This is a genomic window from Ruegeria sp. K11, assembly GCF_056531905.1.
Map to the genome: position 1 here is coordinate 71,933 of NZ_JBQFMP010000011.1, position 23,039 is coordinate 94,971.

Here is a 23,039-nt window from a genome sequence, read left to right on the forward strand (position 1 = left end):
GTGCGCCACCCGAGGCCTGAGATCAGGCCTCGACCTCCTCGCCGGTCGCTTCGCCGTCTTCCTCGGCCTGCTCAAGTTCAGCCGGATCAACCCAGCCCAACATGATGCGCGCCGTCATGACCAAGTCCTGAGCTTCTTCCAGCGTCACGCCGAAAGGTTCCAGAACACCATCATCCTTGATGCGCTCGCCATCAACTGTGGTCCAGCCACCGGCCAGTTCCCAGTCGGCGCAGGTTGCGAAGTCTTCCAGCGTCTTCACGTCGTCCTTGGCCAGCGCCTCTACCATCTGGGGCGTCAGGCCTTCAAAGTCAATAAGGCTGTCCTCGGCCCCCAATGCACGCGCCGCATCAAGCGCGGCCTTGGCCTGCGCTTCCAGGAATTCGCGCGCGCGGGTCTGCAACTCCTGCGCGGTGCCTTCGTCGACACCGTCGATGACCAGCAGTTCGTCAATCTCGACATAGGCCACCTCTTCAAGGTTGGTGAAGCCTTCCGAGACCAGCAACTGGGCGAAGAACTCGTCCAGATCCAACGTTTCCATGAACAGCTGGGTGCGGGCCTCGAATTCTTTCTGGCGACGCGCCGATTCTTCGGCCTCGGTCATGATGTCGATGTCCAGACCGGTCAGCTGGCTGGCCAGACGAACGTTCTGACCGCGGCGACCGATTGCCAGCGATAGCTGTTCCTCGGGCACCACAACTTCGATCTTGCCGGCCTCTTCGTCCAGAACCACCTTGGAGACCTCGGCGGGTTGCAGAGCGTTCACAAGGAAGGTCGGCTGATCTTCGTTCCATGGGATGATGTCGATTTTCTCACCTTGCAGCTCGTTCACGACAGCCTGCACGCGGCTGCCGCGCATACCAACGCAGGCACCGACGGGATCAATCGAGCCATCATAGGAAATCACGGCAATCTTCGCGCGCGAGCCAGGGTCACGGGCCACGGCCTTGACCTCGATGATGCCGTCATAGATTTCCGGCACTTCCATCTTAAACAGCTCGGCCATGAATTCCGGCGCTGTGCGCGACAGGAAGATCTGGTGGCCACGAACCTCGCGACGCACTTCCTTGATATACGCGCGCACACGATCGTTGGGGCGATAGCTTTCGCGACCGATCTTGTCATTGCGGCGCAGAACGGCCTCGGCACCGCCCAGATCGACGATGACATTGCCAAACTCTTCGCGTTTGACCGCACCGTTGATGATGGTGCCTGCGCGATCCTTGAATTCTTCGTACTGACGATCCCGCTCGGCTTCGCGAACCTTCTGCAGGATCACCTGCTTTGCGGATTGGGCGGCAATCCGGCCCATTTCGACCGGCGGGACTTCTTCCACGAAGACGTCGCCGACCTCCGGGTTTTCCATGTACTGCTTGGCCTGTTCGACGGTGAACTCGGACTGGTAGTTCTCAAGCTCTTCATCCTCGACCACGGTGCGGACGCGGGTGAATGTCGCTTTGCCGGTCTTGCGGTCGATGGACACGCGGATGTCCATTTCCGCGCCATAGCGGCTCTTGGCGGCACGAGCGAGCGATTCCTCCATCGCTTCGACAACCAGACCGGGGTCGATCATCTTTTCGCGGGCCACGGCCTCGGCGGTCTGCAGCAGCTCCAGCTGGTTGGCTGAGGTGATTGCCATCAGTTCGTCTCCTCTTCGGACCCTTCGGTCTCAATCTCGTCGAAAGCGTTTTCGTTTAAGGAACCTGCGTCTTTGCGCTGGCGCAGCATTTCCTTGATCAGGTCATCGGTCAGCACCAGCTTGGCGTCACTTAGCCAGTCGAACTGCAGACCGATGGTGATCGTCTCGTCCCCCTCGGGGATGTTGATCAGAACCTCATCCCCTTCGATCCCGGCCAATTCACCCTTGAAGCGGCGGCGACCATCGATCAACTCGGCGGTTTCGATCTTGGCCTCATAGCCTTCGAAGGTCTCAAAGTCCTTGAGACGGGTCAGCGGGCGGTCGATGCCGGGGCTGGACACTTCCAGCGTATAGGCGTCCAATATCGGATCCTCGACATCCAAAGTGGCGCTGACGGCGTTGGAAATCTCGGCGCAGTCATCCACCTCAATACCGCCATCAGGCTTGTCAGCCATGATCTGCAGCGTGGTCTGCTTGCCGCTCATCAAACGGATGCGGACGAGTTCATACCCCAGATCTTCGATCACGGGGGTGATGATCTCGGCCAGTCGCCGGTCGATGGCAGCTTTGGCTATCAGGTCGTTTGTCATTCGGGTCTCTACCCTTCAATCGGGCACAAAAAAACGGGCGCGCGGCCCGTCGTATTTTCCGGTGGAGCCTTGGACCAGAAGTCCAACGCGCCGCTGTTGCAGATGCATATACGCAGGAGTTCCCGAGTCTGCAACCCCCGGCGTAAAACGTGATCTAAATCAGGCCAGCCACCACCGTTCCGCGATGCGTCCGTCATCCAGCGTGGCTTTGCCGATCTGCCGTGGCATCCCGACATGCGCGGCCACGGCCAGCGACATATCGGCCTGACTTGGATGGAAGCGCAGACCGCGTTGATCTTTCAGACCATCCGCGTCAGGCAACGCCGCGACGTCCACGTAACCATCGCGCAAAGCCTCGGCCCGGACGTGCAGATCGGGGATGACGATCACCTCGAAACGGTCCGCCCATCCGGCCTGCCCGGTTTTGTAATGATCCTCAACCCTGCGACCCAGGAAATGACGCGAATCCTCGGCCCGCTCGACCTTGTAGCTGCCGGTGCCGTTGGCCTCGTGCAGCGGTGAGACGTCCTGCCCGGCGCGCGTGATAACAAACCGGCTGTCGGCCAGCAGGAAGGGCAGGCCCGGATTCGCCTCGGCGAGTTCCATACGGAAGCGGTTGGGGCCCAGTGCCTCGGCCCGGCCAACGTCGTGCAAAACGGCGATCACATCCTGAACATTCAAGGCAGCGCCATCATGGAACCGGGCATCGTCGCGCAGATCGAAACTCCAGACCCGCGCCCGTTCGTCGGTTTGCCAACCCGACGCAAGCTCTCCGCGCAGGGTACCGTCTGGCGCAATTTCGGTCAGGGTGTCAAACACCGCACCGCGCGCCACCCGGTCCAGACTGTCATCGCGCGGCACCGCCAGACGCAACGTGCCGCCTGTCTTGGGCGTATCCGCCAGCGAAGCCCCCGTGGCCGCCAGCAGTGCAGCGGCGGCACCCGAAGCAAACAGAGCACGGCGGTCGATCCGGGTCATGCGCTCTCCTCGGCTACACGGTCCATGATGCGGACCAGTTCGGCGCTGATGCCGGGTTCAGACAATGCGTGACCTGCATGGCGGACCATTTTAAGCTCGACATTCGGCCAACGCTCAGCCAGCGACCACGCGGCCTGAGGCGGGCAGATCATGTCATACCGGCCTTGCACGATATGTCCGGGGATATGGGCGATCCGATCCATCTGGTCCAGAATCTGACCGTCCTTTTCCAGAAACGCCTTGTTGGTGAAATAGTGATTCTCCAACCGCGCGAAGGTCCGCGCATATTCCCCCGGGCTTTCCCCCACCGACCCGTTCGTGTGGATCGAGGCCAGAGCGTTCTCCCAATGCGACCAGGCGCGGGCATAAAGAACCTCGGTTGCGCGGTCGCCGGAAAACAGGCGCTTGTGATACGCGGCGATGGTGTCGCCCATCTCGCCCTCAGACAGAAGCGAGGTGAACTTGGCCCATTGCTCGGGCCAGAACTTGCCCGCGCCGCCGCCATAGAACCAATCCAGCTCGGCCTGCGTGGCCAGAAACACGCCGCGCAGCACCAACCGGCTGACCCGGTCGGGATGCGTCTGCGCATAGATCAGGGCCAGCGTCGCGCCCCAGCTGCCGCCAAAGGCGATCCATTCGTCGATATCGAACAGGACCCGCAGCCGCTCAATATCCGCCACAAGATCCCATGTCGTGTTGTTCTCGACCGAGGCCGTGGGCCGCGACCGCCCGCAGCCGCGCTGATCGAACAGAATCACCCGGTAATGGCGCGGATCAAAATACCGCCGCATCGCCGGGCTGCAGCCACCCCCCGGCCCACCATGCAGAATCACCACCGGTATCCCATCAGGATTGCCGCATTGTTCCACATAGATACGATGCCCGTCGCCAACATCGACCATGCGCTGATCGAAAGGATCGATCGGCGGGTACAGATATTGAACTGCGCGCTTTTGGTCCGGGTACTTGTCCATTATGGCCCTATATAGTCCTTAAGACGTAAAAGAGCATACGGAGACAGGAATGCAAGCGCATCCGAACACGGTTGACCCGTCCGAGATCGCAAAATTTGAGGCGATGGCGGCGGAATGGTGGGATCCTCACGGGAAATTCAAGCCGCTGCACATGCTGAACCCCTGTCGTCTGGACTATATCACCCAGCAAATCGCGGGTGAGTTTGACCGCGACCTGACCGCTCCGAACCCCTTCGAGGGCCTGCGCCTGCTGGATATCGGCTGTGGCGGCGGGCTGCTGAGCGAACCGATGGCACGCTTGGGCGCGACGGTCGTGGGTGCTGACGCCGCCGAACGCAACCTACCCGTCGCCCGCATCCATGCGGAACAATCGGGCCTACAGATCGACTATCGCCACACCACCGCCGAGGATATGGCCGCCGCGGGTGAACAGTTTGATGTGGTGCTGAACATGGAGGTGGTCGAGCATGTGGCCGATCCACTTGGTTATCTCACCGCCACGCAACACTTGCTGAAACCCGGCGGGTTGCAGGTGTGTTCCACCATCAACCGCAACCCGAAATCCTATGCGATGGCCATTTTCGGGGCCGAGGTCGTCATGCGCTGGCTACCCCGCGGCACGCATGAGTGGAACAAGTTCATCACGCCCGATGAGCTGTTCGACCTGCTACGCCAAGCCGGGCTGGAGCCGGTGGACCGCAAGGGGTTCGTGTTCAACCCGATCCTCTGGAGTTGGTCGATCTCGGATCGGGATTTGAGCGTGAACTATGTGACGGCGAGTGTGAAACCCGCCTGAGGCTACTCCCCCTCCAACTGCAACCGCAAATCCCGCAGTACGGGCAACGTGCTGCGGACCCGCTCGAGCCCTAGCTCTCCGACCACTCGGTTGATCAGCGGCGCAATCGAAGAAATCGCCTGATCGCGCGCGCGGCGGCCGGCGGGGCTGATGGCGACCATCTTGCGGCGGGCATCGTCCCAGTCGGGGCGGATGTGGATGTAGCCGGCCCATTCCAGCTTGGCCAAGGTGTTGGTCATTGCTCCGCGCGTGACGTGGAAGGTGCTGGCCAGTTGGGCCGGGGTGCGTTCGTCGCCCACATACACAAGATGGTTCAGCACCGAAAAATGCGAGATTTCCATGCCCTTGGGCAGCACCCGGCTCAGCCGGTTGCGCAACAATTGGTCGGCGGTCAGGATCTCGCTGAACAGCGTGACCGCAAGGGCATTGGTATCGTCTGCCATAGTCCGGTTCTGGTTCAGGGGCCGTCGAAGGCCCGCACATGGGTCAGCGAGGGCACCCGGCGGCGCGCCTCGGACACAGAACTATCATCCAAATCGAAAATGTGAATGCCCGGATCGGTACCTGCGTCGATCAGCACCTCTCCCCACGGGGCGACAACCATGCTGTGACCATAGGTGTACCGCGTCTTGCCGCGCGTTTTCGGGTGCTCTCCGGTCTGGGCCGGGGCCAGAACCCAACAGCCGGTCTCAATCGCCCGCGCGCGCAACAGCGATTCCCAATGCGCGGCCCCTGTCACCGGCGAAAACGCCGCCGGGACCGTCAGGATTCGCGCACCGGCCTGCGCCAACGCAGCGTAAAGATGCGGAAAGCGGATATCGTAACAGATGGTGAGGCCGACCTTGCCGAATTCGGTTTCGGCAATCACAGCCCGGTCGCCGGGGCGGTAGTTCTTCGATTCGCGAAAGGTCTCGGTTTCAGTGACCTGCACATCGAACATATGGATCTTGTCATAGCGCGCCACGATCTGCCCCTGCGGGTCGATCATGAAACAGCGATTGGCAAAGCGCCCATCGGTGTCATGGGTCTTGACCGCCAGCGAGCCGATCAGCAGCCAGACGCCCAGCGCAGCGGCCTGATCGCGCAGGCCCGCTAGCGTGAAGTCGTCTTCCTCAAACTGCAGAACCGCGCGCTGCCGTGTGGTGCTGGTGGAGACACAATTCGTCACCTCAGGCGTCAGGATAAAGCGCGCGCCCTGATCAGCCGCCTGGGCCATCAGGTCGCGCACCATGTCCAGATTTTCGGCCGGATCGTCCGACGCGGTGATCTGCAGCAGGGCTGTCTTCATGCCGCCAGCAGGCGGTCCAGCTTGCCTTGGCGGTCCAGTTCATAGAGGTCATCACAGCCGCCCACATGCTGCGCGCCAATAAAAATCTGCGGCACGGTGCGTTTGCCACCCGCGCGTTTAATCATCTCAGGCTTGCGTTTGGGATGCATCAGCACATCGACCTCTTTGAACTCGACGCCCTTCTGTTTCAGCAGCCGCTTGGCCGCGTGGCAAAAGCCGCATAGCGGTGAGGTATAGATTTCTACCGGTTTCATAATCCGTCCCTTCGGGTTTCGCGTGATCTTCCGGGAATTAGGCATCCTTGGCAACGCGCGCTAGGGTCAACACGAAAATATGATTTGCCCCTGCCTCTTTGCAAACACGGGCGCAGGCCGTCAGCGTCGCGCCCGAGGTCATCACGTCGTCCACCAGCACCACATCCCGACCCCGCATCCGGTGTTTGCGTCCGGGATGTACCGCAATCGCCTTTTCCAGCACCTCGGCACGTTCCTTCGCGGTCTTACCGTCCAGAACCGGTGTTCTTATCCGCCGGGTCAATAAGTCCGGGCATATCTCAAGCCCCGTCAACCGCCCCAGTTGCCTGACCAGCAGAGCCGATTGGTTATACCGCCGTTTCAGCAGGCGCGACCAATGCAGCGGCACCGGAGCGATCAGCACATCGTCGCGCAACAGGTCTCGCCCGGCGAGCGCCATCCACTGCGCCGCCGGGCGGGCCAGTTCCGGTCGGTCGCCGTGTTTCAGCGCCAGGATCAAAGCCCGCGCCTTGCCGCCATATAAAAGGGCAGAACGTCCATCGGCCCAGGGGCGCGGCGATTTCATGCAGTCATCGCATTCGGTGCGATACCCGTCGGCCTCACCCGGCAAGGGTATCCCGCAACTTTCGCAAACCACTCCACCAATAAACGGCGTATCGCGCCAGCAGGACCCGCACAGACCGAAATCGGATTCAGTCAACGCGCCACACCCCATGCATCGCGGTGGGTAGATCAGCTTTATCGCAGTTTGAATCCGCGGCCATTTGCGGTAACTGCGCCTCATGAAACTGCCCGAGTCCAACACACCCTCACTGTTTGATCGCCCAGCTCTTGCCCTGCACCGCACCCGCGCACGGGATGACGCCCTGTTTCTGCACCATGCTGCCATCGACGAAGTGCAGGATCGGTTGTTGATGGTAAACAAATCCTTTACGGCACCGGGTGTGGTGACCCCCTTCCCGCAAATCTGGCAGGGTGTGTTTCCTACGGCACAGGTCGTAAGGGATGATGAGGTGCTGGCGCTGACCCCCGGCGCGCATGATCTGGTGATTCATGCCATGGGGCTGCATTGGGCAAATGACCCGGTCGGTCAATTGATTCAATGCCACCGTGCATTGCGCCCCGACGGGCTGTTGCTGGTGATCTGTCTGGGCGGCGAGACGCTGAATGAGCTGCGCGCGTCACTCGGACAAGCCGAGATCGAGGTCACCGGCGGGCTCAGCCCTCGCATCGCCCCGATGGCCGAGCTGCGCGACTTGGGCGGTTTGTTGCAACGCGCCGGGCTGGCGCTGCCTGTGGCGGACACGGCGCGCCTGACGGCAGAGTACCGCGACCTGTCGCACCTGATGCATGACTTGCGCGCCATGGGTGAAAGCAACTGCCTGTCGGCGCGTGTGAAGCATCTGACACGGCGACAGGTTTTTGATCGGGCCCAGCAAATCTATTCCGAGCATTTCAGCGCAGCCAGCGGGCGGTTGACGGCCACGTTCGACCTGATCTGCCTGACCGGCTGGTCGCCGGATGCCAGTCAGCAAAAACCGTTGCGTCCCGGATCGGCACAAATACGACTTGCGGACGCTCTGGGCACCAAAGAAGGCAAACTGTCCGATTGACGGCGCACCAATTCCGTTTATCTCAGCCCAGAACGCAAACTTTCAGGAAGCACGATATGTTTGACGCCCTCCGCCCCGCTCATGCGCCTGCCGACCATCCGAAGGTCAAAATGGGCCGCGTCGGCATTCTGCTGGCCAATCTGGGCACCCCCGACGACTATACCTATTGGCCGATGCGCCGCTACCTGAACGAGTTCCTGTCCGATCAGCGCGTGATCGACTACCCAAAGTGGAAATGGCAGCCAATCCTGCAGGGCATCATCCTGAGCAAACGCCCCTTCAGCTCGGGCGAAGCCTACAAATCGATCTGGAATCATGACAAGGGCGAAAGCCCCTTGATGACCATTACAAAGGACCAGACGGCCAAGTTGCGTGACGCGATGAAAGCCCGCTATGGCGGTCAGGTTATGGTTGATTTCTGTATGCGCTATGGCAACCCGTCAACCAAATCCAAAGTGCGCGAGATGGTTGCCGCTGGTTGTGACCGCATCCTGTTTTTTCCGCTGTACCCGCAATATGCCGGAGCTACGACCGCCACCGCCAACGATCAGTTTTTCCGCGCCCTGATGGAGGAAGCCTGGCAGCCTGCCAGCCGCACGGTACCCGCCTATTTCGATGAGCCCGCCTATATCGATGCACTGGCCGGATCTGTCGAGGCCGCGTATGCCAAGATGGACACAAAGCCGGACATTCTGGTCTGTTCTTACCACGGCATGCCGGAACGGTATTTGCAGCAAGGCGATCCCTATCATTGCCAGTGTGCTAAAACGACACGGCTGCTGAAAGAGCGGCTGGGCTGGTCAGACGATCAACTGGTGTCCACCTTCCAATCACGATTTGGCCCCGAAGAGTGGCTGAAACCCTATACGGTAGATCACGTCGCCGACCTGGCCCGTCAGGGCAAAAAGAATATCGCCGTCATCGCGCCCGCGTTCTCAGCCGATTGCATCGAGACGCTGGAAGAGATCAACGAAGAGATCAAGGAAAGCTTTGAAGAAGCAGGCGGCGAGACCTTCACCTATATCCCATGCCTCAACGATGATGATTCGCACATTGCCGCGCTAAGCAAGGTGATCGAGAACAATTTGAAAGGCTGGCTGGACTGATCCGGCCCTTCATCCGGGAACGAAAAAAGGCGGTGGATTGCCCCACCGCCTTTTCTTTTGATATCGCTCGTCGAATTAGCCTGCGGCAACAGCAGCAGCAACAACGACCAGCAGGATCAGCGGCAGGATGATGCCCTGCGACGAACCCTGAGTCTCTTCAACAACGACAGGTGCTTCAACAACCGGCTCTTCCAGGTTGCCAGCATACGCAGTCGAAGCAGCAGCGGTCAGTGCGGCGGCGAGAACGAGTTTCTTCATAATTAACCTCCAGAATTTGCACGGTTTCATTTGGCGAAACCGCACATCTAAGACTTACCTCGTGTTTTTTTCTAATCAGCTATCCTGATGGAATGCAATTATTACTTACGAAACAAGCGGGTTCGTGCGCGAAAATGTCGTCAAATTAGCAACACTTGCGTGCCAACCTCGGCCATCGCGAAAAGCTCGGCGATATCTTCGTTGAACAGACCGATGCAGCCATTCGAGGACCGACGTCCGATTTTGCGCGTGTCATGGGTACCGTGTATGCGGTAGTACTTCCAGCTAAGGTACAAAGCGTGTGTTCCCAACGGGTTATCGGGGCCCGGCGGAATATGATCCGGCCATTCCGGATTTCGCTTTTTCATTGAAGGGGTCGGCGACCAGCTTGGGCCTTCGACCTTGCGGATAACACTGGTGCGTCCGCGTCTGGTCAGTTCTTCGGTCAAAGGCACCGATGAGGGGTAGAGTTTATAGACAGATTCATCTTCTGACCAATAATGCAGCGCCCGTGACACGGTATCGACCAGAATGGCCCCGTTTTTTGTGTTCGAAAAGTAAGGCTGCCAGTCCTGCGCCCGGAATCCCGACACGTTGCGGCGCACCGGTGCTTCCGGCTCGGGCGCGGGACGCAATGGGTCTCCGGGGATGTATTGCGCGATCGCCGGAGACGCCAGACTCGCGGCAGCGCCTGCCATAAATCCTCGGCGCGACGGAACGAGTATGAGTTTATTGACCATGATGTGTGGTCCTTTGATAAGAAAAGAAGCGAAATCTGAGGCATTCTATGGCCAGAATGCTTCAGTCGCAAATCAAACCGGCAAAATCATGCAAGGCGGACCCAATGGGCATTTGCCCTGCGCCCTGAGGCAAGGTATTTCCCGTGTTAACTCAGATTTAAGGCCCATCATGACACGCATTTTTTCCCTGATCCTGATTTGTCTTGTCGCGCTGGCGGCATGTACCGATTCGCGCACCAGCACGTTGGGGGCGGATGGCAGACCGCTGCCGACGGTTTACAAGATCCGGGGCAACCCCGAAAAACTGCAGTTTCGCATGTTGGATTCTGTCAATGCGTTGCGTCAGGCCTCCGGGTTGCAGCCGGTGCAATTGAACGCACAACTCAACGCGGCGGCCGCGACCCACTCCAAGGACATGGCCCGTCAGAACCGTCCGTGGCACTTTGGTTCAGACGGCTCGTCACCGATAGATCGGGTTGCCCGCGTTGGGTATTTCGGCACGTTCCTGGGCGAGGCAATCTCGGAAACCTTTGAAACCGAGACCGAAACCCTCGCCGCGTGGATGCAGGAGCCCGGGCCCCGGTCGGTCATCATGGACCCGAAAGCGACACAAATGGGATTCGCCTGGCACCAGGAAAACGGCGGGAAAATCTGGTGGACGCTGGAGATGGGAACCGGCGGCTGATCTCGGTCGCCACCCGTAAAAGCCCCCGAAAACCGGGGGCTTTTTTGTTTCGGCGTTAAGCGGCCTGAACCGATTGCGCTTCGGTCAGTATTGCATACAGCTTGACCGGATCAGGGTTGGCGCGCAGCTTTGCGCAGACCGACTGCTCGCGCAACGTGCGTGACACCAGTGCCAGTGCCTTCAGATGATCGACACCGGCCTCTTCGGGTGCGAACAGGGAAAACGCAATGTCGACGGGCTGGCGGTCAACCGCACCGAAATCAATCGGCTTTTCCAGCATGACGAATACACCGGTCACTGCCTCAAGCTCGGTCAGGCGCGCGTGTGGCAAGGCTACGCCGTGCCCGACGCCAGTTGGACCAAGACTCTCACGCTCGAGCAAACTGTCGACGACAGTTTGCGCATCCAGACCCAGAGTTACGGCAGCAACATCGCCAATTTCCTGAAACAAACGTTTTTTACTGGAAGCCGCGGACAACACGCGCACCGCTTCGGGCTTTAGAATGCTCGAAAGCTCCATTGATTTGCTCCTGCGCGCCGCCCCCGACTGTCACGGGGACGGGCCAAAATTTCCTGCCTGTTAAGGATCGATCCAGCCGATATTGCCGTCCTCGCGACGGTATACGACATTCAACCCATCCTTGTTCTCATTTCGAAACACCAGCACCGGGGCACCGGCCAGTTCCATCTGCATAACAGCTTCACCGACACTCAGCGACGGAATCTTAGTCTCCATCTCTGCCACAATCATAGGCTGCAGAGAATCGGGCTCGTCCGCTGTATCCGATTCGTCAGAGGCGAGGATATAAGACGACGCACCAAAGAGTTCAACCGGTTCGGACCGATCCTTGTGATGGTCCTTCAGGCGACGTTTGTAACGCCGCAACTGTGTTTCCATCTTGTCACAGCATCCCTCGAAGGCCGCGTAAATCTCGGTGGCATGGGCCTTGGCCTGCGCCGTCAGACCGGTCGACAGATGGACGGTGGTTTCGCATACATATTCATGCGCCGAACGGGAAAAGACGACATTGGCATCTGTCGGTCGCTGGGCATATTTGCCAACGACCTCGCCCAGTTCGGTCTGCACGTGAGTCTGCAGAGCCGCGCCGATGTCGATCTGTTTTCCGCTGATTTGGTAACGCATGTGATCTCCTTCACAATTCACACCCTTATTGACGTCATCCGAATAGATGCGCCTGTTTTTTATCGGGTGGGGGGTCGCGACATATGCTGCGGTTGTCCCCGTCCCGGCCCTTCGATGAAGGAGCCATCCGATCCAGGTTGGAACCGTAGAAATGCCATGAACCAATTGAGGCAAGACACAGCGGAAAAGTCAATCAAAACAGCCGTGTATATACGCGATTTCCGCCATGCAGCCGACGCAATTCTGCGCAACCTCATGAAATCCTGAAATTTTCGCCCAGATAGACACGGCGTACATTTTCGTTTTCGACAACCTCGTCGGGGGTTCCGGACATCAGGACCTGTCCGTCATGCAGAATGTAGGCGCGATCCACGATCTCAAGCGTTTCGCGCACATTGTGGTCGGTAATCAAGACACCGATACCTCGTTTTTTCAGATCGGCCACCAGATGCCGGATATCGCCAACGCTGATCGGATCAACACCCGCAAAAGGTTCATCTAACAGCAGGTATTTCGGGTCCGCTGCAAGGCAGCGCGCGATTTCGACCCGGCGGCGCTCTCCGCCGGACAAGGCCAGCGCCGGGGCGCGGCGCAAATGTTCGATCGAGAAGTCCGAAAGCAGCTCTTCCAGACGTTCCTTGCGGCGATGGGCGTGATCGACGGTGATATCCAGTACAGCGGCGATGTTGTCTTCCACGCTCATGCCGCGAAAGATTGACATCTCCTGTGGCAGATAGCCAATTCCCAAGCGGGCGCGGCGGTACATCGGCAGGGTCGTGACGGTCTGGCCATCAATGGTGACGGTTCCCGCCTCGGGGAACACCAGCCCGGCCACGGAATAGAAGGTCGTCGTCTTGCCTGATCCGTTCGGCCCCAGCAACGCAACCACTTCTGAGCGATCCAGCGTCATCGAGACATCGCGGATGACCGTTTTCTTGCGATAGGATTTGCGCAGCTTCTCGATCCGCAGGCCCGAGGACCCTTCGGCCACCGAGAGCTTTGGGCGTGCCATCAGTTCTGCCCCTGCTGCAGGATGGTTTTGACGTTACCCGTCATCGTCGCGGTGCCCGTGGTCAGGTTCGCGGTCATCTGATCGCCACTGATGACACTGGGCCCCTGCGTCAGCAAGACATTGCCCCGCATCTCGATGACGCCGGTATCAATGGTGTATTCCGCCCAATCCCCTTCCGCCGCATCCGGAGGGCTGACCAGAACGACATTCTCGGTGGCCTCCATCCGCTCAATCGCCGATTGTTCCTGATTGTAAATCACCAGCACGCGTTCCGCCGTAAGACGCATTTCGCCCTGGATGACGATGACATTGCCCAGAAATTCGGCCGAGCCATCCTCTTGATTCACATTCAGCGACTCGGACGTCACTTCGACCGGCTGCGTCGGGTCGGCCTTGACCGCCCCAAAGGCGACCTGCGCCTCTTGCGCCAGCGATGGCAGAGCGGACAGAGTCAGGGCAATACAAACAAGGGCTACACGGAAATCATACACAGGTTATCTTTCTGCTTTCTGAGGTTCGTATATCAGCTTCACGCCATCTGTAAAAAGAATATGGACGGGTCCGTCCTTTTTTTCCGTTCCGAATGTCATTCGTCCGGCTGTAAAATCACCGATGGGGCCGGTGCCATTGATCTGACCGGGCGTATCCCCACGGATCTCGTTAAGTGACGTATTCAACAGATCGGTCGTCACCTGAATTCCATCGGCTGTGGTGATCACCACATCGCCGACAAAGGTTGCAGTGCCCTTGTCGGGGCGAATTCTGCCGGAATTGGATTCCAGCGTGATTTCACCGCCGTTGCGCAATCCGAACCGGCCCTGCAACTCGGAAGCGGTCGGGTCAGTGGCCTCGGCCCCCTGACGCGCCTGGCGCGCGACAACCTGAATCTCTTCCCCATCCCGGGTCACGCCCTTGTAGTTTGGGCGGGTGACGACCTGATTGGACAGGCGCTCATCGATTTCCTGACCCGAAAACGGGACATTCACATTGGTGTCGACACTGCGCGAAAGCAGAAAGACCGTGGACAGCAGCAATATCGCCGCAAGCGGCAGCAGAACCTTGAGGAACTGCACCATGCGGGAATAACGATCCACGTCAGCCCCCTATCCCAAACCAGCCCGCAGGCAGTCATGAATGTGCAGAATACCCTCGGCGCGGCCGTCTTTTTCCGGGTCGATGACAAAAAGGCAGGTGATCTTGGGATCTTGCATCGTCATGAGCGACACCGCGCCCTCGGCAAGCTCGTCCGGGCCGATGGTGCGGGGATTTGTGGTCATGACCTGATCGACCGTCAGGTTCAGCAGCCCGTCCATATGCCGCCGAAGGTCACCGTCGGTCACAATGCCCAGCATACGATGATCTTCGTTTTCAACACCGACGACACCAAAGCCCTTTTGACTCATTACCAAAAGCGCCTCGCTCATGGGGGTGCCGGATGGAACCACTGGGGTGTCCCTGTGCATCAGGTCGCGCACTTTGCTCAGCTGTGCTCCGAGCTTCCCGCCGGGATGAAAGTCTCGGAAGTTTTCTGGTTTGAAGTCGCGATATTTCATGAGCGCGATTGCCAACGCATCACCCATCGCCAAAGTCAGCGTGGTCGAGATCGAGGGCACTATGCCATACCCGCAGGCTTCACCCAGAGACGGGATCAGCAGATGGACATCCGCCTGCGTCATCAGCGTGCTTTCTGGTTTGCTCGACAATCCGATCAGAGGGATGTCGAACCGGCGCGTAAAGGCGAGCAGGTTGGCAAGTTCCGGCGCTTCGCCCGAATTCGAGATGGCGAGGACGACATCACCTTTCGACACCATGCCCAGATCACCATGGCTTGCCTCGGCAGGATGCACGAAATAAGCGGGGGTGCCCGTGCTGGCCAAGGTCGCCGCGATCTTGTGCCCGATATGCCCGGATTTCCCGATTCCGCTTACAATAAGGCGACCCGTCGCCTGCAGAACAAGATGAACTGCCTCGGCAAAATGATCATCCAGACTGTCGGCCAGAACATCCAGTGCCCGGGCTTCGTCGGTCACAACCTGTCGGGCGGTTTTCAGAAATGATTCGTTGTCGGTCATGAGTGTGCAAAGATATCCGTTTCAGGCCAACCAGCCAGGTCCAGTTTCGCGCGGGTCGGCAGGAATTCAAAACAAGCCTGCGCGACGTCAGTCCTATCTTCACGAGCCAGTCTGAGGTTCAATTCGTCCCGCAGCCGATGCAGATACAAAACATCCGAAGCCGCGTATTCCAACTGCGCATCTGTCAGGGATTCGGCGCCCCAATCGCTCATCTGCTGCTGTTTCGAAATATCGACACCGATCAGTTCCTGACACAGGTTTCGCAGCCCGTGCCGATCCGTATAGGTCCGCACCAGACGGCTGGCGATCTTGGTGCAATAGACGGGTGCCGCGAGCGCTCCGAACGTGTGATACATGGCAGCAATATCGAAGCGGCCAAAGTGGAATAATTTCAGAACTTCGGGATTCTCGAGCATCGCACACAGATTGGGTGCCGTCTTCTGCCCCTTTTCCACCTGAACGATGTGACTGTTGCCATCCCCGCCCGACATCTGGATGACGCACAGGCGATCACGATGCGGGTTCAGCCCCATCGTCTCGCAATCGATGGCCACAACAGGCCCCAGATCCAGCCCGTCCGGCAGATCGTTCTTGTATAAATGGTTCGCCACGCGACATTCCTTTGTCCGGTCTTGACCCCGAAATAGGAGGTTTCGTTCACAAACTCAACGCCGTCTCTTCGCCGCACACGCGACCCCCATACTTGCTTGACGATATCCCCATGGGGAGGATAGGGATAAGAAATGAAAACCAACCCTCACCAGGCGCATACGCAGATCACGGCGCGGCTGAAGCGTGCCCATGGTCATCTGGCCAAGGTTATCGACATGCTCGACAACCAGGCCCCCTGCGCAGATATCGCGCAACAGCTTTTTGCCGTGGAAAAAGCGATTACCAACGCGAAACGCGCGCTGATACATGACCACATCGACCACTGCCTGTCTTCCCAAGGTGAAGAGGTTGAGGGTTTCAAAGAAATAACAAAGTATCTCTGAGACATGTTCAGCGTTCTGAAAAACCGCACATATCGCCATCTGCTGGCCGCGCAGGTGGTTGCCCTGACCGGAACGGGGCTGGCCACAGTGGCGCTCGGGTTGCTGGCCTTCGACCTGGCCGGAGGGGCTGCGGGCCTGGTTTTGGGCACGGCGCTGACCATCAAAATGGTGGCCTATGTCACGATTGCGCCTCTGGCCGCGGCTTTTGCTGAACGGTTGGACCGGCGGCGTATGCTGGTGGCGCTGGATCTGGTGCGGGCTCTTGTTGCCCTGTGTCTGCCCTTCGTCACCGAGGTCTGGCAAGTCTATGTGCTGATATTCGTGCTGCAATCGGCCTCGGCCGGGTTTACCCCGGCTTTTCAGGCAACCATCCCGGATGTTCTGACCGATGAGCAGGAATATACCAAGGCATTGTCTCTGTCCCGTCTGGCGTATGATCTGGAAAGCCTGCTCAGCCCGATGCTGGCGGCGGCGTTATTGCTGATTGTCAGCTTCGACAACCTGTTCTGGGGAACCTGCCTGGGGTTTGTGGCCTCTGCCATACTGGTGGTATCGGTCACGTTGCCATCGCCAAAACCCACCCAGAGGCGTGGCATCTACGATCGCACAACACGGGGCATCCGCATCTACCTGAAAACACCGCGCTTGCGTGGCCTGCTGGCATTGAGTTGGACGGCGGCGGCGCTGAGCGCGATGGTCATCGTCAACACGGTGGTGATCGTGCGCGCGCAGATGGGCCTGTCGGAAAGCGCCGTGGCCATCGCGCTGGCCGGGTTCGGCGGCGGTTCGATGCTGGCGGCATTTGCGCTGCCCCGGATATTGGAGCGTTTCCCGGATCGCCGCGTGATGCTGAGCGGCGCCACGATAGCCACCGGAGTCATGTCCTTGGCCGCAGCCCTTTCGGCGGTAATACCTCCGTCTTTGGCGACACTGACCGGGACCTGGGCTCTGGTCGGGTTTGGATATGCCGCCACGCTGACGCCTTCGGGCCGCCTTCTGACACGTTCGGCCCATCCCGAGGATCGACCAGCTGTGTTTGCCGCTCAGTTCACCTTGTCCCACGGATGCTGGCTGTTCCTTTACCCTCTGGCCGGCTGGCTCATGACGCAGTTCGGCACGACCGTGGCACTAGCCAGCATGGCGACTGCCGCCGTTCTCGGCCTTGGCCTTAGCCTGATCGTGTGGCCGCGCCCCACGCAAGGTGCCATTATCCACGATCATCCCGATCTGCCCCGAACGCATCCGCATCTTTCTGGGCCCGCGCCACATGCGCATCCCATCGTGATCGACGATCTGCACCCGAATTTCCCGCGCCTGTCTTGAGCGCGACAGCCAAACCGACCAAAATCAGGGCGACACCAGCCTGAACCGGAGCTTAAATGGACCCGCTCGACCGTCGCATTATCGCCGCCCTTCAGCACAATGCCCGCGCCTCGACCACACGCATCGCTGCCACGCTTGGGGTTGCGCGCACAACCGTACACGAACGCATTCACCGGATGGAGGAGCGGGGCGTCATTCAGGGATACTCGGTGGTGCTCGGCGAAACCGAAGACACGCCCAAGGTTCAGGTGATTGTCTTGCTCGAAGTCCAGCAGAAAGAGACCACCCGCATCATCAAACGCCTCGAAGCCTATCCCGAAGTTAGGCTGTGCCTCTCGATCAACGGCGACTTTGACCTGTTGCTGACTGCCGAGGCTCCACGGCTGGAAGATCTGGATATTCTGGTGGACGAATTGGCCAAGATACCCGGGGTTTTGCGCACCAACACAAGCGTTGTGTTCGGTCGAAAGATCGACAGGACATAGACGTCGCTAACGGTCTGTAAACCGAAAACCGGCTAGCGTTGCGGGACGATGTCAGAATCCCCGGGTTGGCAGAATGCAGAACCTTACATTTCAATCGCTTGCCGCGGTGACGCTGGTTTTCACAGCGTCAGGCGCTTGGGCAATGACAAATCCATGCGATCGCGCGGCCGAGCGGGCGGCTCGGGCCGAAAACGTCCCGTTGAACGTTCTTCGCGCGATTTCCCGGGTGGAAACCGGAAGAACACAGGGCGGACAGTTTGAACCCTGGCCCTGGACCGTCAATCTTGAGGGCAAAGGGTTCTGGTTTAAGACCGAGGCAGAGGCGAAGACATACCTCTTCGATGTTTTCAGAACCGGCGCGCGCAGTTTTGATGTGGGCTGTTTCCAGATCAACTATCGCTGGCACGGGCAGGCTTTTCGATCCATCGACGCCATGTTCGACCCGGACGAAAATGCAACATATGCAGCGCGATTTCTGAGGCAACTCTACGCAGAGCTCGGCTCGTGGCCCGCTGCTGCCGGTGCGTACCATTCGCGAACGCAATCACTTGCACAACGGTACACCGAGCGGTTCCGGAATGTTCTGGCCGGGTTGGACTCACCCGGCGCAAACCCACTGGAAAATACCGAAATCATACTGGCCCGGCCGAACCCGCTGATCCCGTTGCAAGCAGATGCCCGGCCCACCGCTTTGGGGTCACTGGTTCCAGATAACAAACGCACCGTCCCTTTCATCCCCATCAACTAGGAGGCCCAGGTGCCCCGGATCGATATTCGCGCGCTCTTTTCCCCCACGGTTTTGCTGGCGATGGCTTTGATGGCAGTCATCGTGATGATGATCCTGCCGATGCCCGCCTGGGTGTTGGATATCGGCCTGGCCACCTCCTTTGCGCTGGCGATCCTTATTTTCACCCTGACGTTGTTCATAGAACGACCTTTGGATTTCTCTTCCTTCCCGACCATCCTTCTGGCGTCCCTGATGTTGCGACTGTCGCTTAACGTGTCGTCCACCAAGCTGATCATCGGGCAGGGGCATACGGGAACCAGCGCTGCGGGCAATGTGATCGAAGGGTTCGCCAAGTTTGTCATGGGCGGCAGTATTTTTCTGGGGCTGGTTGTGTTCGGTGTGCTGCTGATCGTGAATTTCATGGTCATCACCAAAGGCGCAACCCGTATGGCTGAGGTGGGCGCTCGGTTTGCGCTGGACGGAATGCCCGGCAAACAACTGGCCATCGACAGCGATATGTCGGCCGGGGCCATCGACCACCAACAGGCGAAAGAGCGTCGTGAACGGGAACAGCAGGAAACCACGTTCTTCGGCTCGTTGGACGGAGCATCTAAATTCGTCAAAGGCGATGCGGTTGCCGGCCTACTGATCACTTTGTTGAACCTTGTAATGGGTCTTGTTATGGGCGTGATCGTGCACGGGATGCCGGTGGGGTCCGCATTCGAAACCTACGCAATCCTGACGGTGGGCGATGGGCTGGTTTCGCAAATTCCGGCGGTAATTATCTCGATCGCATCTGCATTGCTGCTGGCGCGCGGAGGCACTCAGGGCGCCACGGACAGTGCGATCTTTGCGCAGTTGGGGCGGCATCCAGCTGCATTGGGCGCGGTGTCAGTGCTGATGATCCTGTTTGCACTGGTGCCCGGGTTGCCCTTTGTCCCGTTCATATTGGGGGCCGGAGTTCTGGGCTTTGCCGCCCACAGCGGCTTGAAGAAACAAAAGGCACAGGCCGTCGCCGCCGAAACCCCTAGTCCCGTCAGCGATCACTCCACGCCACAAGCGATCGGAGACATTCTGGACCTGGATGACGTGCATCTGGAATTCGCGCCCGATCTGGTGAGCATGGTCCTGAATCCGGGCACCGGGCTGGATGCACGGATCGCCAATATGCGGACATATGTGGCATCCAGTTTTGGTTTGATTCTGCCCGAAATCCGTCTGACCGACCGCGCTGACCTGCCTACGGGAACTTATGTGATCAAGGTTCAGGGTGTGGAACAGGCCCGGGGAGTTCTGAACTCTGATCTGGTTCTGGCGCTGGTGCAGGATGGCCATGACCTGCTTCCGGATGGCAATGATGTCACTGAACCTGTCTACGGCGCTCCGGCCCGCTGGATTCTGCCCAAGGATCAGGAAGCCGCTGCGCTGAACGGGGCCACGATTGTCACCCCGCCCGAAATTCTGGCGACACACCTGTTGGAGATCATCAAACAGAACTTCTCGCGCCTGCTAACGCTGAAATCCCTGCGACGCCTTCTGTCCGAGATGACGCGGCTAAGCGATCCGACAAGGGCTGAGGCCAACCGTAAACTGCTGGACGAACTCATACCCGACAAGGTTCCGATCGACACCTTGCACGCTGTGCTGCGGCTACTGCTGGATGAAAAAGTATCGATCCGGAATATGGCGCTGATCCTTGAAACGGTTGCCGAAGCGCGGCTGACCACGACCCAACCCGAAGGTATCTGTGAATTGGTGCGCCAAAGGCTGGGCTTCCAACTGATCGCCGACATGAAGCGCGAAGACGGCTCGATCCCTCTCATCCAGCTAGCACCAGAGTGGGAAGATACCTTTGCAACCTACCAGATTGATGCCCCAAATGCCTCGTTGGACGTGGCACTGCCGCCCAATTTGTTCAACAAACTGGCGGATGGCGTAAGCACGACGGTCGCGCAATCGGCCGACCACGGCCTGTTCCCTGCGGTTGTGACCTCTACCCGCCGCCGCAGATTGTTGCGCACGATCATGCAGGCTCGTGGCGTGGCCAATCCGGTTCTTTCCTTCGAAGAGATCGGGCTGGACGCGCGACCCGCTTTGGTTGGAACGGTGCCCGCGTGATCAGTCTGCCAACCGCTCTATTGCCGCAACTCGGCGAAGGTTTGTGGCTTGGTTTTGCCGTTTTTTTGCGGGTCTCGGCCATCGTCTCGCTGATGCCCGCTTTTGGGGAACGCAGCATCCCGACGCGCGTGAAATTCGGCGTGGCGACTGCCTTTACCCTGATTGTTGCGCCTGCGATCTCTGGCCCGGCCCCTTCCTATGGCTTTGACGTCAGCCTTCGCCTGATCGGAACCGAGATTCTGGTTGGATTGGCTCTTGGCATCGGGCTGCGCTTGTTTGTTCTCGCATTGCAAACCGCAGGCTCGATAGCCGCGCAGGCAACCTCATTGTCACAAATCCTTGGGGGCGCAGCGACGGAACCGGTTCCGGCCATGGGGTATTTTCTGACCATGGCGGGATTGGCGCTGACCGCGTCGATGGGGCTGCACGTGCGCGCCGCTCAGTTTCTGATCCACAGCTATACTCTGCTGCCGATGGGCGTGCTGCCCACCGCGTCGAATCTGTCACAATGGGGCGTTCAGCAAGTCGCCCGCAGTTTCGGATTGGCATTTGCGCTGGCCACTCCGTTTGTCATCGCCTCGCTGATCTACAATTTGGCGCTTGGCGTGATCAATCGCGCGATGCCGCAACTGATGGTGGCCTTTGTTGGCGCCCCGGCAATAACTTTCGCGGGATTGTTCCTGTTATTCGCGGGGGCGCCGCTGGTGTTATCGGTTTGGTTTGACGCCTCTTCGACCTTTCTGTTGAATCCGATTGAGGTCGGACCATGAGCACGCAGGACGACGACAGCGACAAGTCCTTTGAAGCAACACCTCAGAAACTCGAAAAAGCACGCAAGAAAGGCGAAGTGGCCAAGTCTAACGACCTTTCAGTCGTGGCCGCGTATGCAGGAGTACTGGTTGCGCTTCTGCTGGCGGGGCATCACATGGTCAGCAGTCTGGGCACGTCATTTGTGGTCTTGATCGATCGGTCCGACGAAATCGGAACCCTTCTGATCTCGGGCCCATCGACGGGTGTGGTCGGGGGCCTGTTTTTGTCAGCTCTCGTACCCATCGCATCCTTATTTGTACTTCCGGCCCTTGCAGTTCTGCTCAATCTGATCGCGCAACGTGCCTTGATCTTCGCGCCGGAAAAGTTGAAACCGCGTGCCTCGCGTATCTCTCTGATCTCGAATGCCAAAAACAAATTCGGGCGCGGCGGATTGTTCGAGTTTGCCAAGAGCAGCGTCAAGCTTTTGGTCTACAGCGCCTGCCTGGCCTTGTATCTCCACTGGAACCTGCCCGAGATTCTCACGGCCAGCGCGGCTCCTGCCCGGTCGTCAATACTGCTCATGATAACCCTGCTTTTGCGTTTTTTGTTCATCGTCACGCTTGTTGCACTGGCAATTGGTCTGATCGATTACCTTTGGCAACATGCTGAACACCTGCGCAAAAACCGAATGTCGCGGAAAGAGCTTCAGGATGAAACCAAAGATTCCGAAGGCGACCCACATGTCAAACAACAACGGCGTCAGCGCGCACAGGACATCGCCAGCAACCAAATGATGGCCAAAGTTCCCGCGGCTGACGTTGTGATTGTCAACCCAACCCATTTCGCTGTCGCCCTGAAATGGTCCCGCGCCACCGGAACAGCCCCCGTCTGCGTTGCAAAAGGCGTGGATGAGGTGGCCGCAGCGATCCGGACCAAGGCCAGTGACGCAGGCGTTCCGATCCATTCTGACCCACCAACAGCGCGTGCTCTGCACGCAACGGTCGAAATTGGAGATGAGATTGACGAAGCCTATTACCGCCCCGTTGCCGCCGCCATTCGTTTTGCCGAAGCGATGCGAAAACGCGCCAAGGAGCAAGTGTCGTGACCCAGAAACAATTGTCCAAACTTGCAAAAGTGACTGAACTGGCGTTTCAGCGCGAATACGAACGATTACGTCCGATCCTGCTCGACGAAGCCCGCATTCTCGGACAGCTGGCGCAATTGGACAGTCAGATGGCAGAGGTTCGGACCGCAGAGGCGCAATCGCAGGAATACCTCCTGACCGGTGCGGACTTGATGTGGCACACTTGGGAGGCCACGGCACGTCGGAGGCTGAATATCGAACTCGCGCGCGCGCGGGCGCAAAAGCTGGATGCGTTGGACACGCTGCGCCAGACCTTCGGGCGAAAACAGGCCGTGGCTTCTCTGGCAGAGAAAACCCGTCCCAAAGACCGGCTGGGAAACACCTGACAAGCAGGATCATGCGAATGACAGC

Annotated in this window: 29 protein-coding genes; 12 read left to right on the forward strand and 17 right to left on the reverse strand. The window is 59.0% G+C overall.

The window, feature by feature from the left end; all coding sequences use genetic code 11:
* Positions 1 to 22 precede the first annotated feature (22 nt).
* The 4 genes from nusA to pip form a co-directional block, all read right to left on the reverse strand.
* Positions 23 to 1,636, reverse strand: a complete 1,614-nt coding sequence (gene nusA / locus ACR0K4_RS17345) for a transcription termination factor NusA (RefSeq protein WP_480854978.1) — start codon at positions 1,634 to 1,636, stop codon at positions 23 to 25.
* Entirely contained in the window at positions 1,636 to 2,226 is a 591-nt protein-coding gene (gene rimP, locus ACR0K4_RS17350; RefSeq protein WP_170740538.1) for a ribosome maturation factor RimP, read from the reverse strand. Before rimP ends, nusA begins: the two co-directional genes overlap by 1 nt.
* Positions 2,227 to 2,385: 159 nt before the next feature.
* A complete protein-coding gene (locus ACR0K4_RS17355; RefSeq protein ID WP_480854980.1) occupies positions 2,386 to 3,204 on the reverse strand; it encodes an ABC transporter substrate-binding protein in 819 nt (272 codons plus the stop codon).
* Positions 3,201 to 4,178, reverse strand: a complete 978-nt coding sequence (gene pip / locus ACR0K4_RS17360; RefSeq protein WP_480521728.1) for a prolyl aminopeptidase — start codon at positions 4,176 to 4,178, stop codon at positions 3,201 to 3,203. The genes ACR0K4_RS17355 and pip overlap by 4 nt, the downstream gene beginning before the upstream one ends.
* A gap of 49 nt (positions 4,179 to 4,227) precedes the next feature.
* Here pip and ubiG point away from each other — a divergent pair, with 49 nt between their 5' ends.
* Positions 4,228 to 4,974 carry a bifunctional 2-polyprenyl-6-hydroxyphenol methylase/3-demethylubiquinol 3-O-methyltransferase UbiG gene (gene ubiG / locus ACR0K4_RS17365; RefSeq protein ID WP_480521727.1) on the forward strand — a complete coding sequence of 249 codons (747 nt, stop codon included), beginning with the start codon at positions 4,228 to 4,230 and terminating at the stop codon, positions 4,972 to 4,974.
* Positions 4,975 to 4,976: 2 nt separating this feature from the next.
* On the opposite strand, the gene ACR0K4_RS17370 is transcribed toward ubiG, so the two are convergent.
* Genes ACR0K4_RS17370 through ACR0K4_RS17385 form a run of 4 tightly spaced genes read right to left on the reverse strand, consistent with a single transcriptional unit; the run spans position 4,977 to position 7,300 of the window.
* Positions 4,977 to 5,417: a MarR family winged helix-turn-helix transcriptional regulator gene (locus tag ACR0K4_RS17370; protein ID WP_480521726.1), complete on the reverse strand. Its 441-nt coding sequence runs from the start codon at positions 5,415 to 5,417 to the stop codon at positions 4,977 to 4,979.
* Between the two features lie 14 nt (positions 5,418 to 5,431).
* A complete protein-coding gene (locus ACR0K4_RS17375) occupies positions 5,432 to 6,262 on the reverse strand; it encodes a carbon-nitrogen hydrolase family protein (protein WP_480521725.1) in 831 nt (276 codons plus the stop codon).
* Positions 6,259 to 6,516 carry a glutaredoxin 3 gene (grxC, locus tag ACR0K4_RS17380; RefSeq protein WP_170657874.1) on the reverse strand — a complete coding sequence of 86 codons (258 nt, stop codon included), beginning with the start codon at positions 6,514 to 6,516 and terminating at the stop codon, positions 6,259 to 6,261. The genes ACR0K4_RS17375 and grxC overlap by 4 nt, the downstream gene beginning before the upstream one ends.
* Before the next feature lie 37 nt (positions 6,517 to 6,553).
* The gene (locus ACR0K4_RS17385; RefSeq protein ID WP_480521724.1) at positions 6,554 to 7,300 is read right to left on the reverse strand and encodes a ComF family protein; all 747 of its coding nucleotides are present in this window, start codon (positions 7,298 to 7,300) and stop codon (positions 6,554 to 6,556) included.
* Here ACR0K4_RS17385 and ACR0K4_RS17390 point away from each other — a divergent pair.
* Together ACR0K4_RS17390 and hemH are read left to right on the forward strand one after the other, a co-directional pair.
* Positions 7,299 to 8,129, forward strand: coding sequence for a methyltransferase domain-containing protein (locus tag ACR0K4_RS17390; RefSeq protein WP_480854981.1), 831 nt, complete (start codon positions 7,299 to 7,301; stop codon positions 8,127 to 8,129). The two genes, ACR0K4_RS17385 and ACR0K4_RS17390, sit on opposite strands and share 2 nt — an antisense overlap.
* Positions 8,130 to 8,185: 56 nt before the next feature.
* Positions 8,186 to 9,235 (forward strand): ferrochelatase, encoded by a 1,050-nt coding sequence (gene hemH, locus ACR0K4_RS17395; RefSeq protein ID WP_480854982.1) that lies wholly within the window; start codon positions 8,186 to 8,188, stop codon positions 9,233 to 9,235.
* A 75-nt stretch (positions 9,236 to 9,310) separates the two neighbouring features.
* Here the strand turns inward: hemH and ACR0K4_RS17400 are convergent, their stop codons facing one another.
* Both ACR0K4_RS17400 and ACR0K4_RS17405 read right to left on the reverse strand, forming a co-directional pair.
* Positions 9,311 to 9,493 (reverse strand): hypothetical protein, encoded by a 183-nt coding sequence (locus ACR0K4_RS17400; protein WP_005979327.1) that lies wholly within the window; start codon positions 9,491 to 9,493, stop codon positions 9,311 to 9,313.
* A 140-nt stretch (positions 9,494 to 9,633) separates the two neighbouring features.
* Positions 9,634 to 10,233, reverse strand: coding sequence for a L,D-transpeptidase (locus ACR0K4_RS17405; RefSeq protein WP_480854983.1), 600 nt, complete (start codon positions 10,231 to 10,233; stop codon positions 9,634 to 9,636).
* A 169-nt stretch (positions 10,234 to 10,402) separates the two neighbouring features.
* Between ACR0K4_RS17405 and dalA the strand changes: the two genes are divergently transcribed.
* Positions 10,403 to 10,918: a divisome-associated lipoprotein DalA gene (dalA, locus tag ACR0K4_RS17410; RefSeq protein WP_480521720.1), complete on the forward strand. Its 516-nt coding sequence runs from the start codon at positions 10,403 to 10,405 to the stop codon at positions 10,916 to 10,918.
* A gap of 55 nt (positions 10,919 to 10,973) precedes the next feature.
* Here the strand turns inward: dalA and ACR0K4_RS17415 are convergent, their stop codons facing one another.
* The 7 genes from ACR0K4_RS17415 to ACR0K4_RS17445 all read right to left on the reverse strand — a co-directional run bounded on the left by ACR0K4_RS17415 (position 10,974) and on the right by ACR0K4_RS17445 (position 15,757).
* Positions 10,974 to 11,438: a PTS sugar transporter subunit IIA gene (locus ACR0K4_RS17415; RefSeq protein ID WP_480521719.1), complete on the reverse strand. Its 465-nt coding sequence runs from the start codon at positions 11,436 to 11,438 to the stop codon at positions 10,974 to 10,976.
* A gap of 60 nt (positions 11,439 to 11,498) precedes the next feature.
* Positions 11,499 to 12,062: a ribosome hibernation-promoting factor, HPF/YfiA family gene (hpf, locus tag ACR0K4_RS17420; RefSeq protein ID WP_480521718.1), complete on the reverse strand. Its 564-nt coding sequence runs from the start codon at positions 12,060 to 12,062 to the stop codon at positions 11,499 to 11,501.
* A 253-nt stretch (positions 12,063 to 12,315) separates the two neighbouring features.
* On the reverse strand, positions 12,316 to 13,074 hold the full coding sequence (gene lptB, locus ACR0K4_RS17425) for an LPS export ABC transporter ATP-binding protein (protein WP_480521717.1): 759 nt from the start codon (positions 13,072 to 13,074) through the stop codon (positions 12,316 to 12,318).
* Positions 13,074 to 13,565, reverse strand: coding sequence for an LptA/OstA family protein (locus ACR0K4_RS17430; RefSeq protein ID WP_480521716.1), 492 nt, complete (start codon positions 13,563 to 13,565; stop codon positions 13,074 to 13,076). The genes lptB and ACR0K4_RS17430 overlap by 1 nt, the downstream gene beginning before the upstream one ends.
* Positions 13,566 to 13,568: 3 nt before the next feature.
* Entirely contained in the window at positions 13,569 to 14,168 is a 600-nt protein-coding gene (locus tag ACR0K4_RS17435) for an LPS export ABC transporter periplasmic protein LptC (protein ID WP_480521715.1), read from the reverse strand.
* 9 nt (positions 14,169 to 14,177) lie between these two features.
* On the reverse strand, positions 14,178 to 15,146 hold the full coding sequence (locus ACR0K4_RS17440; protein ID WP_480854984.1) for a KpsF/GutQ family sugar-phosphate isomerase: 969 nt from the start codon (positions 15,144 to 15,146) through the stop codon (positions 14,178 to 14,180).
* The gene (locus tag ACR0K4_RS17445) at positions 15,143 to 15,757 is read right to left on the reverse strand and encodes a ribonuclease D (RefSeq protein WP_480854985.1); all 615 of its coding nucleotides are present in this window, start codon (positions 15,755 to 15,757) and stop codon (positions 15,143 to 15,145) included. The genes ACR0K4_RS17440 and ACR0K4_RS17445 overlap by 4 nt, the downstream gene beginning before the upstream one ends.
* 132 nt (positions 15,758 to 15,889) lie before the next feature.
* On the opposite strand from ACR0K4_RS17445, the gene ACR0K4_RS17450 reads away from it, so the two are divergent.
* The 8 genes from ACR0K4_RS17450 (at position 15,890) to ACR0K4_RS17485 (ending at position 23,014) form a co-directional block, all read left to right on the forward strand.
* Complete coding sequence (locus tag ACR0K4_RS17450) at positions 15,890 to 16,141, forward strand: metal-sensing transcriptional repressor (protein ID WP_480854986.1); 252 nt, start codon at positions 15,890 to 15,892, stop codon at positions 16,139 to 16,141.
* 3 nt (positions 16,142 to 16,144) lie between these two features.
* Positions 16,145 to 17,464: an MFS transporter gene (locus tag ACR0K4_RS17455; RefSeq protein ID WP_480854987.1), complete on the forward strand. Its 1,320-nt coding sequence runs from the start codon at positions 16,145 to 16,147 to the stop codon at positions 17,462 to 17,464.
* A gap of 56 nt (positions 17,465 to 17,520) precedes the next feature.
* Positions 17,521 to 17,949, forward strand: a complete 429-nt coding sequence (locus tag ACR0K4_RS17460; RefSeq protein WP_480521710.1) for an Lrp/AsnC family transcriptional regulator — start codon at positions 17,521 to 17,523, stop codon at positions 17,947 to 17,949.
* A gap of 142 nt (positions 17,950 to 18,091) precedes the next feature.
* Entirely contained in the window at positions 18,092 to 18,697 is a 606-nt protein-coding gene (locus ACR0K4_RS17465; RefSeq protein ID WP_480854988.1) for a transglycosylase SLT domain-containing protein, read from the forward strand.
* Between the two features lie 60 nt (positions 18,698 to 18,757).
* Complete coding sequence (gene flhA / locus ACR0K4_RS17470; RefSeq protein ID WP_480855043.1) at positions 18,758 to 20,794, forward strand: flagellar biosynthesis protein FlhA; 2,037 nt, start codon at positions 18,758 to 18,760, stop codon at positions 20,792 to 20,794.
* On the forward strand, positions 20,791 to 21,564 hold the full coding sequence (locus tag ACR0K4_RS17475) for a flagellar biosynthetic protein FliR (protein ID WP_480854989.1): 774 nt from the start codon (positions 20,791 to 20,793) through the stop codon (positions 21,562 to 21,564). The genes flhA and ACR0K4_RS17475 overlap by 4 nt, the downstream gene beginning before the upstream one ends.
* Entirely contained in the window at positions 21,561 to 22,649 is a 1,089-nt protein-coding gene (flhB, locus tag ACR0K4_RS17480) for a flagellar type III secretion system protein FlhB (protein ID WP_480854990.1), read from the forward strand. Before ACR0K4_RS17475 ends, flhB begins: the two co-directional genes overlap by 4 nt.
* Positions 22,646 to 23,014, forward strand: a complete 369-nt coding sequence (locus ACR0K4_RS17485; RefSeq protein WP_480854991.1) for a hypothetical protein — start codon at positions 22,646 to 22,648, stop codon at positions 23,012 to 23,014. The genes flhB and ACR0K4_RS17485 overlap by 4 nt, the downstream gene beginning before the upstream one ends.
* The last annotated feature ends 25 nt before the right edge of the window (positions 23,015 to 23,039 follow it).

Excerpts from the sequence above, each read along its gene's own strand:
- ACR0K4_RS17465 (WP_480854988.1), top strand. The coding sequence starts at position 18,092 with ATGACAAATCCATGCGATCGCGCGGCCGAGCGGGCGGCTCGGGCCGAA.
- ACR0K4_RS17405 (WP_480854983.1), bottom strand. The coding sequence starts at position 10,233 with ATGGTCAATAAACTCATACTCGTTCCGTCGCGCCGAGGATTTATGGCA.
- dalA (WP_480521720.1), top strand. The coding sequence starts at position 10,403 with ATGACACGCATTTTTTCCCTGATCCTGATTTGTCTTGTCGCGCTGGCG.
- ACR0K4_RS17440 (WP_480854984.1), bottom strand. The coding sequence starts at position 15,146 with ATGACCGACAACGAATCATTTCTGAAAACCGCCCGACAGGTTGTGACC.
- lptB (WP_480521717.1), bottom strand. The coding sequence starts at position 13,074 with ATGGCACGCCCAAAGCTCTCGGTGGCCGAAGGGTCCTCGGGCCTGCGG.
- ACR0K4_RS17415 (WP_480521719.1), bottom strand. The coding sequence starts at position 11,438 with ATGGAGCTTTCGAGCATTCTAAAGCCCGAAGCGGTGCGCGTGTTGTCC.
- hemH (WP_480854982.1), top strand. The coding sequence starts at position 8,186 with ATGTTTGACGCCCTCCGCCCCGCTCATGCGCCTGCCGACCATCCGAAG.
- ACR0K4_RS17400 (WP_005979327.1), bottom strand. The coding sequence starts at position 9,493 with ATGAAGAAACTCGTTCTCGCCGCCGCACTGACCGCTGCTGCTTCGACT.
- ACR0K4_RS17355 (WP_480854980.1), bottom strand. The coding sequence starts at position 3,204 with ATGACCCGGATCGACCGCCGTGCTCTGTTTGCTTCGGGTGCCGCCGCT.
- ACR0K4_RS17375 (WP_480521725.1), bottom strand. The coding sequence starts at position 6,262 with ATGAAGACAGCCCTGCTGCAGATCACCGCGTCGGACGATCCGGCCGAA.
- ACR0K4_RS17455 (WP_480854987.1), top strand. The coding sequence starts at position 16,145 with ATGTTCAGCGTTCTGAAAAACCGCACATATCGCCATCTGCTGGCCGCG.
- ACR0K4_RS17370 (WP_480521726.1), bottom strand. The coding sequence starts at position 5,417 with ATGGCAGACGATACCAATGCCCTTGCGGTCACGCTGTTCAGCGAGATC.
- ubiG (WP_480521727.1), top strand. The coding sequence starts at position 4,228 with ATGCAAGCGCATCCGAACACGGTTGACCCGTCCGAGATCGCAAAATTT.
- nusA (WP_480854978.1), bottom strand. The coding sequence starts at position 1,636 with ATGGCAATCACCTCAGCCAACCAGCTGGAGCTGCTGCAGACCGCCGAG.
- hpf (WP_480521718.1), bottom strand. The coding sequence starts at position 12,062 with ATGCGTTACCAAATCAGCGGAAAACAGATCGACATCGGCGCGGCTCTG.
- flhA (WP_480855043.1), top strand. The coding sequence starts at position 18,758 with ATGGCTTTGATGGCAGTCATCGTGATGATGATCCTGCCGATGCCCGCC.
- ACR0K4_RS17460 (WP_480521710.1), top strand. The coding sequence starts at position 17,521 with ATGGACCCGCTCGACCGTCGCATTATCGCCGCCCTTCAGCACAATGCC.
- rimP (WP_170740538.1), bottom strand. The coding sequence starts at position 2,226 with ATGACAAACGACCTGATAGCCAAAGCTGCCATCGACCGGCGACTGGCC.
- flhB (WP_480854990.1), top strand. The coding sequence starts at position 21,561 with ATGAGCACGCAGGACGACGACAGCGACAAGTCCTTTGAAGCAACACCT.
- grxC (WP_170657874.1), bottom strand. The coding sequence starts at position 6,516 with ATGAAACCGGTAGAAATCTATACCTCACCGCTATGCGGCTTTTGCCAC.
- ACR0K4_RS17385 (WP_480521724.1), bottom strand. The coding sequence starts at position 7,300 with ATGAGGCGCAGTTACCGCAAATGGCCGCGGATTCAAACTGCGATAAAG.
- pip (WP_480521728.1), bottom strand. The coding sequence starts at position 4,178 with ATGGACAAGTACCCGGACCAAAAGCGCGCAGTTCAATATCTGTACCCG.
- ACR0K4_RS17450 (WP_480854986.1), top strand. The coding sequence starts at position 15,890 with ATGAAAACCAACCCTCACCAGGCGCATACGCAGATCACGGCGCGGCTG.
- ACR0K4_RS17390 (WP_480854981.1), top strand. The coding sequence starts at position 7,299 with ATGAAACTGCCCGAGTCCAACACACCCTCACTGTTTGATCGCCCAGCT.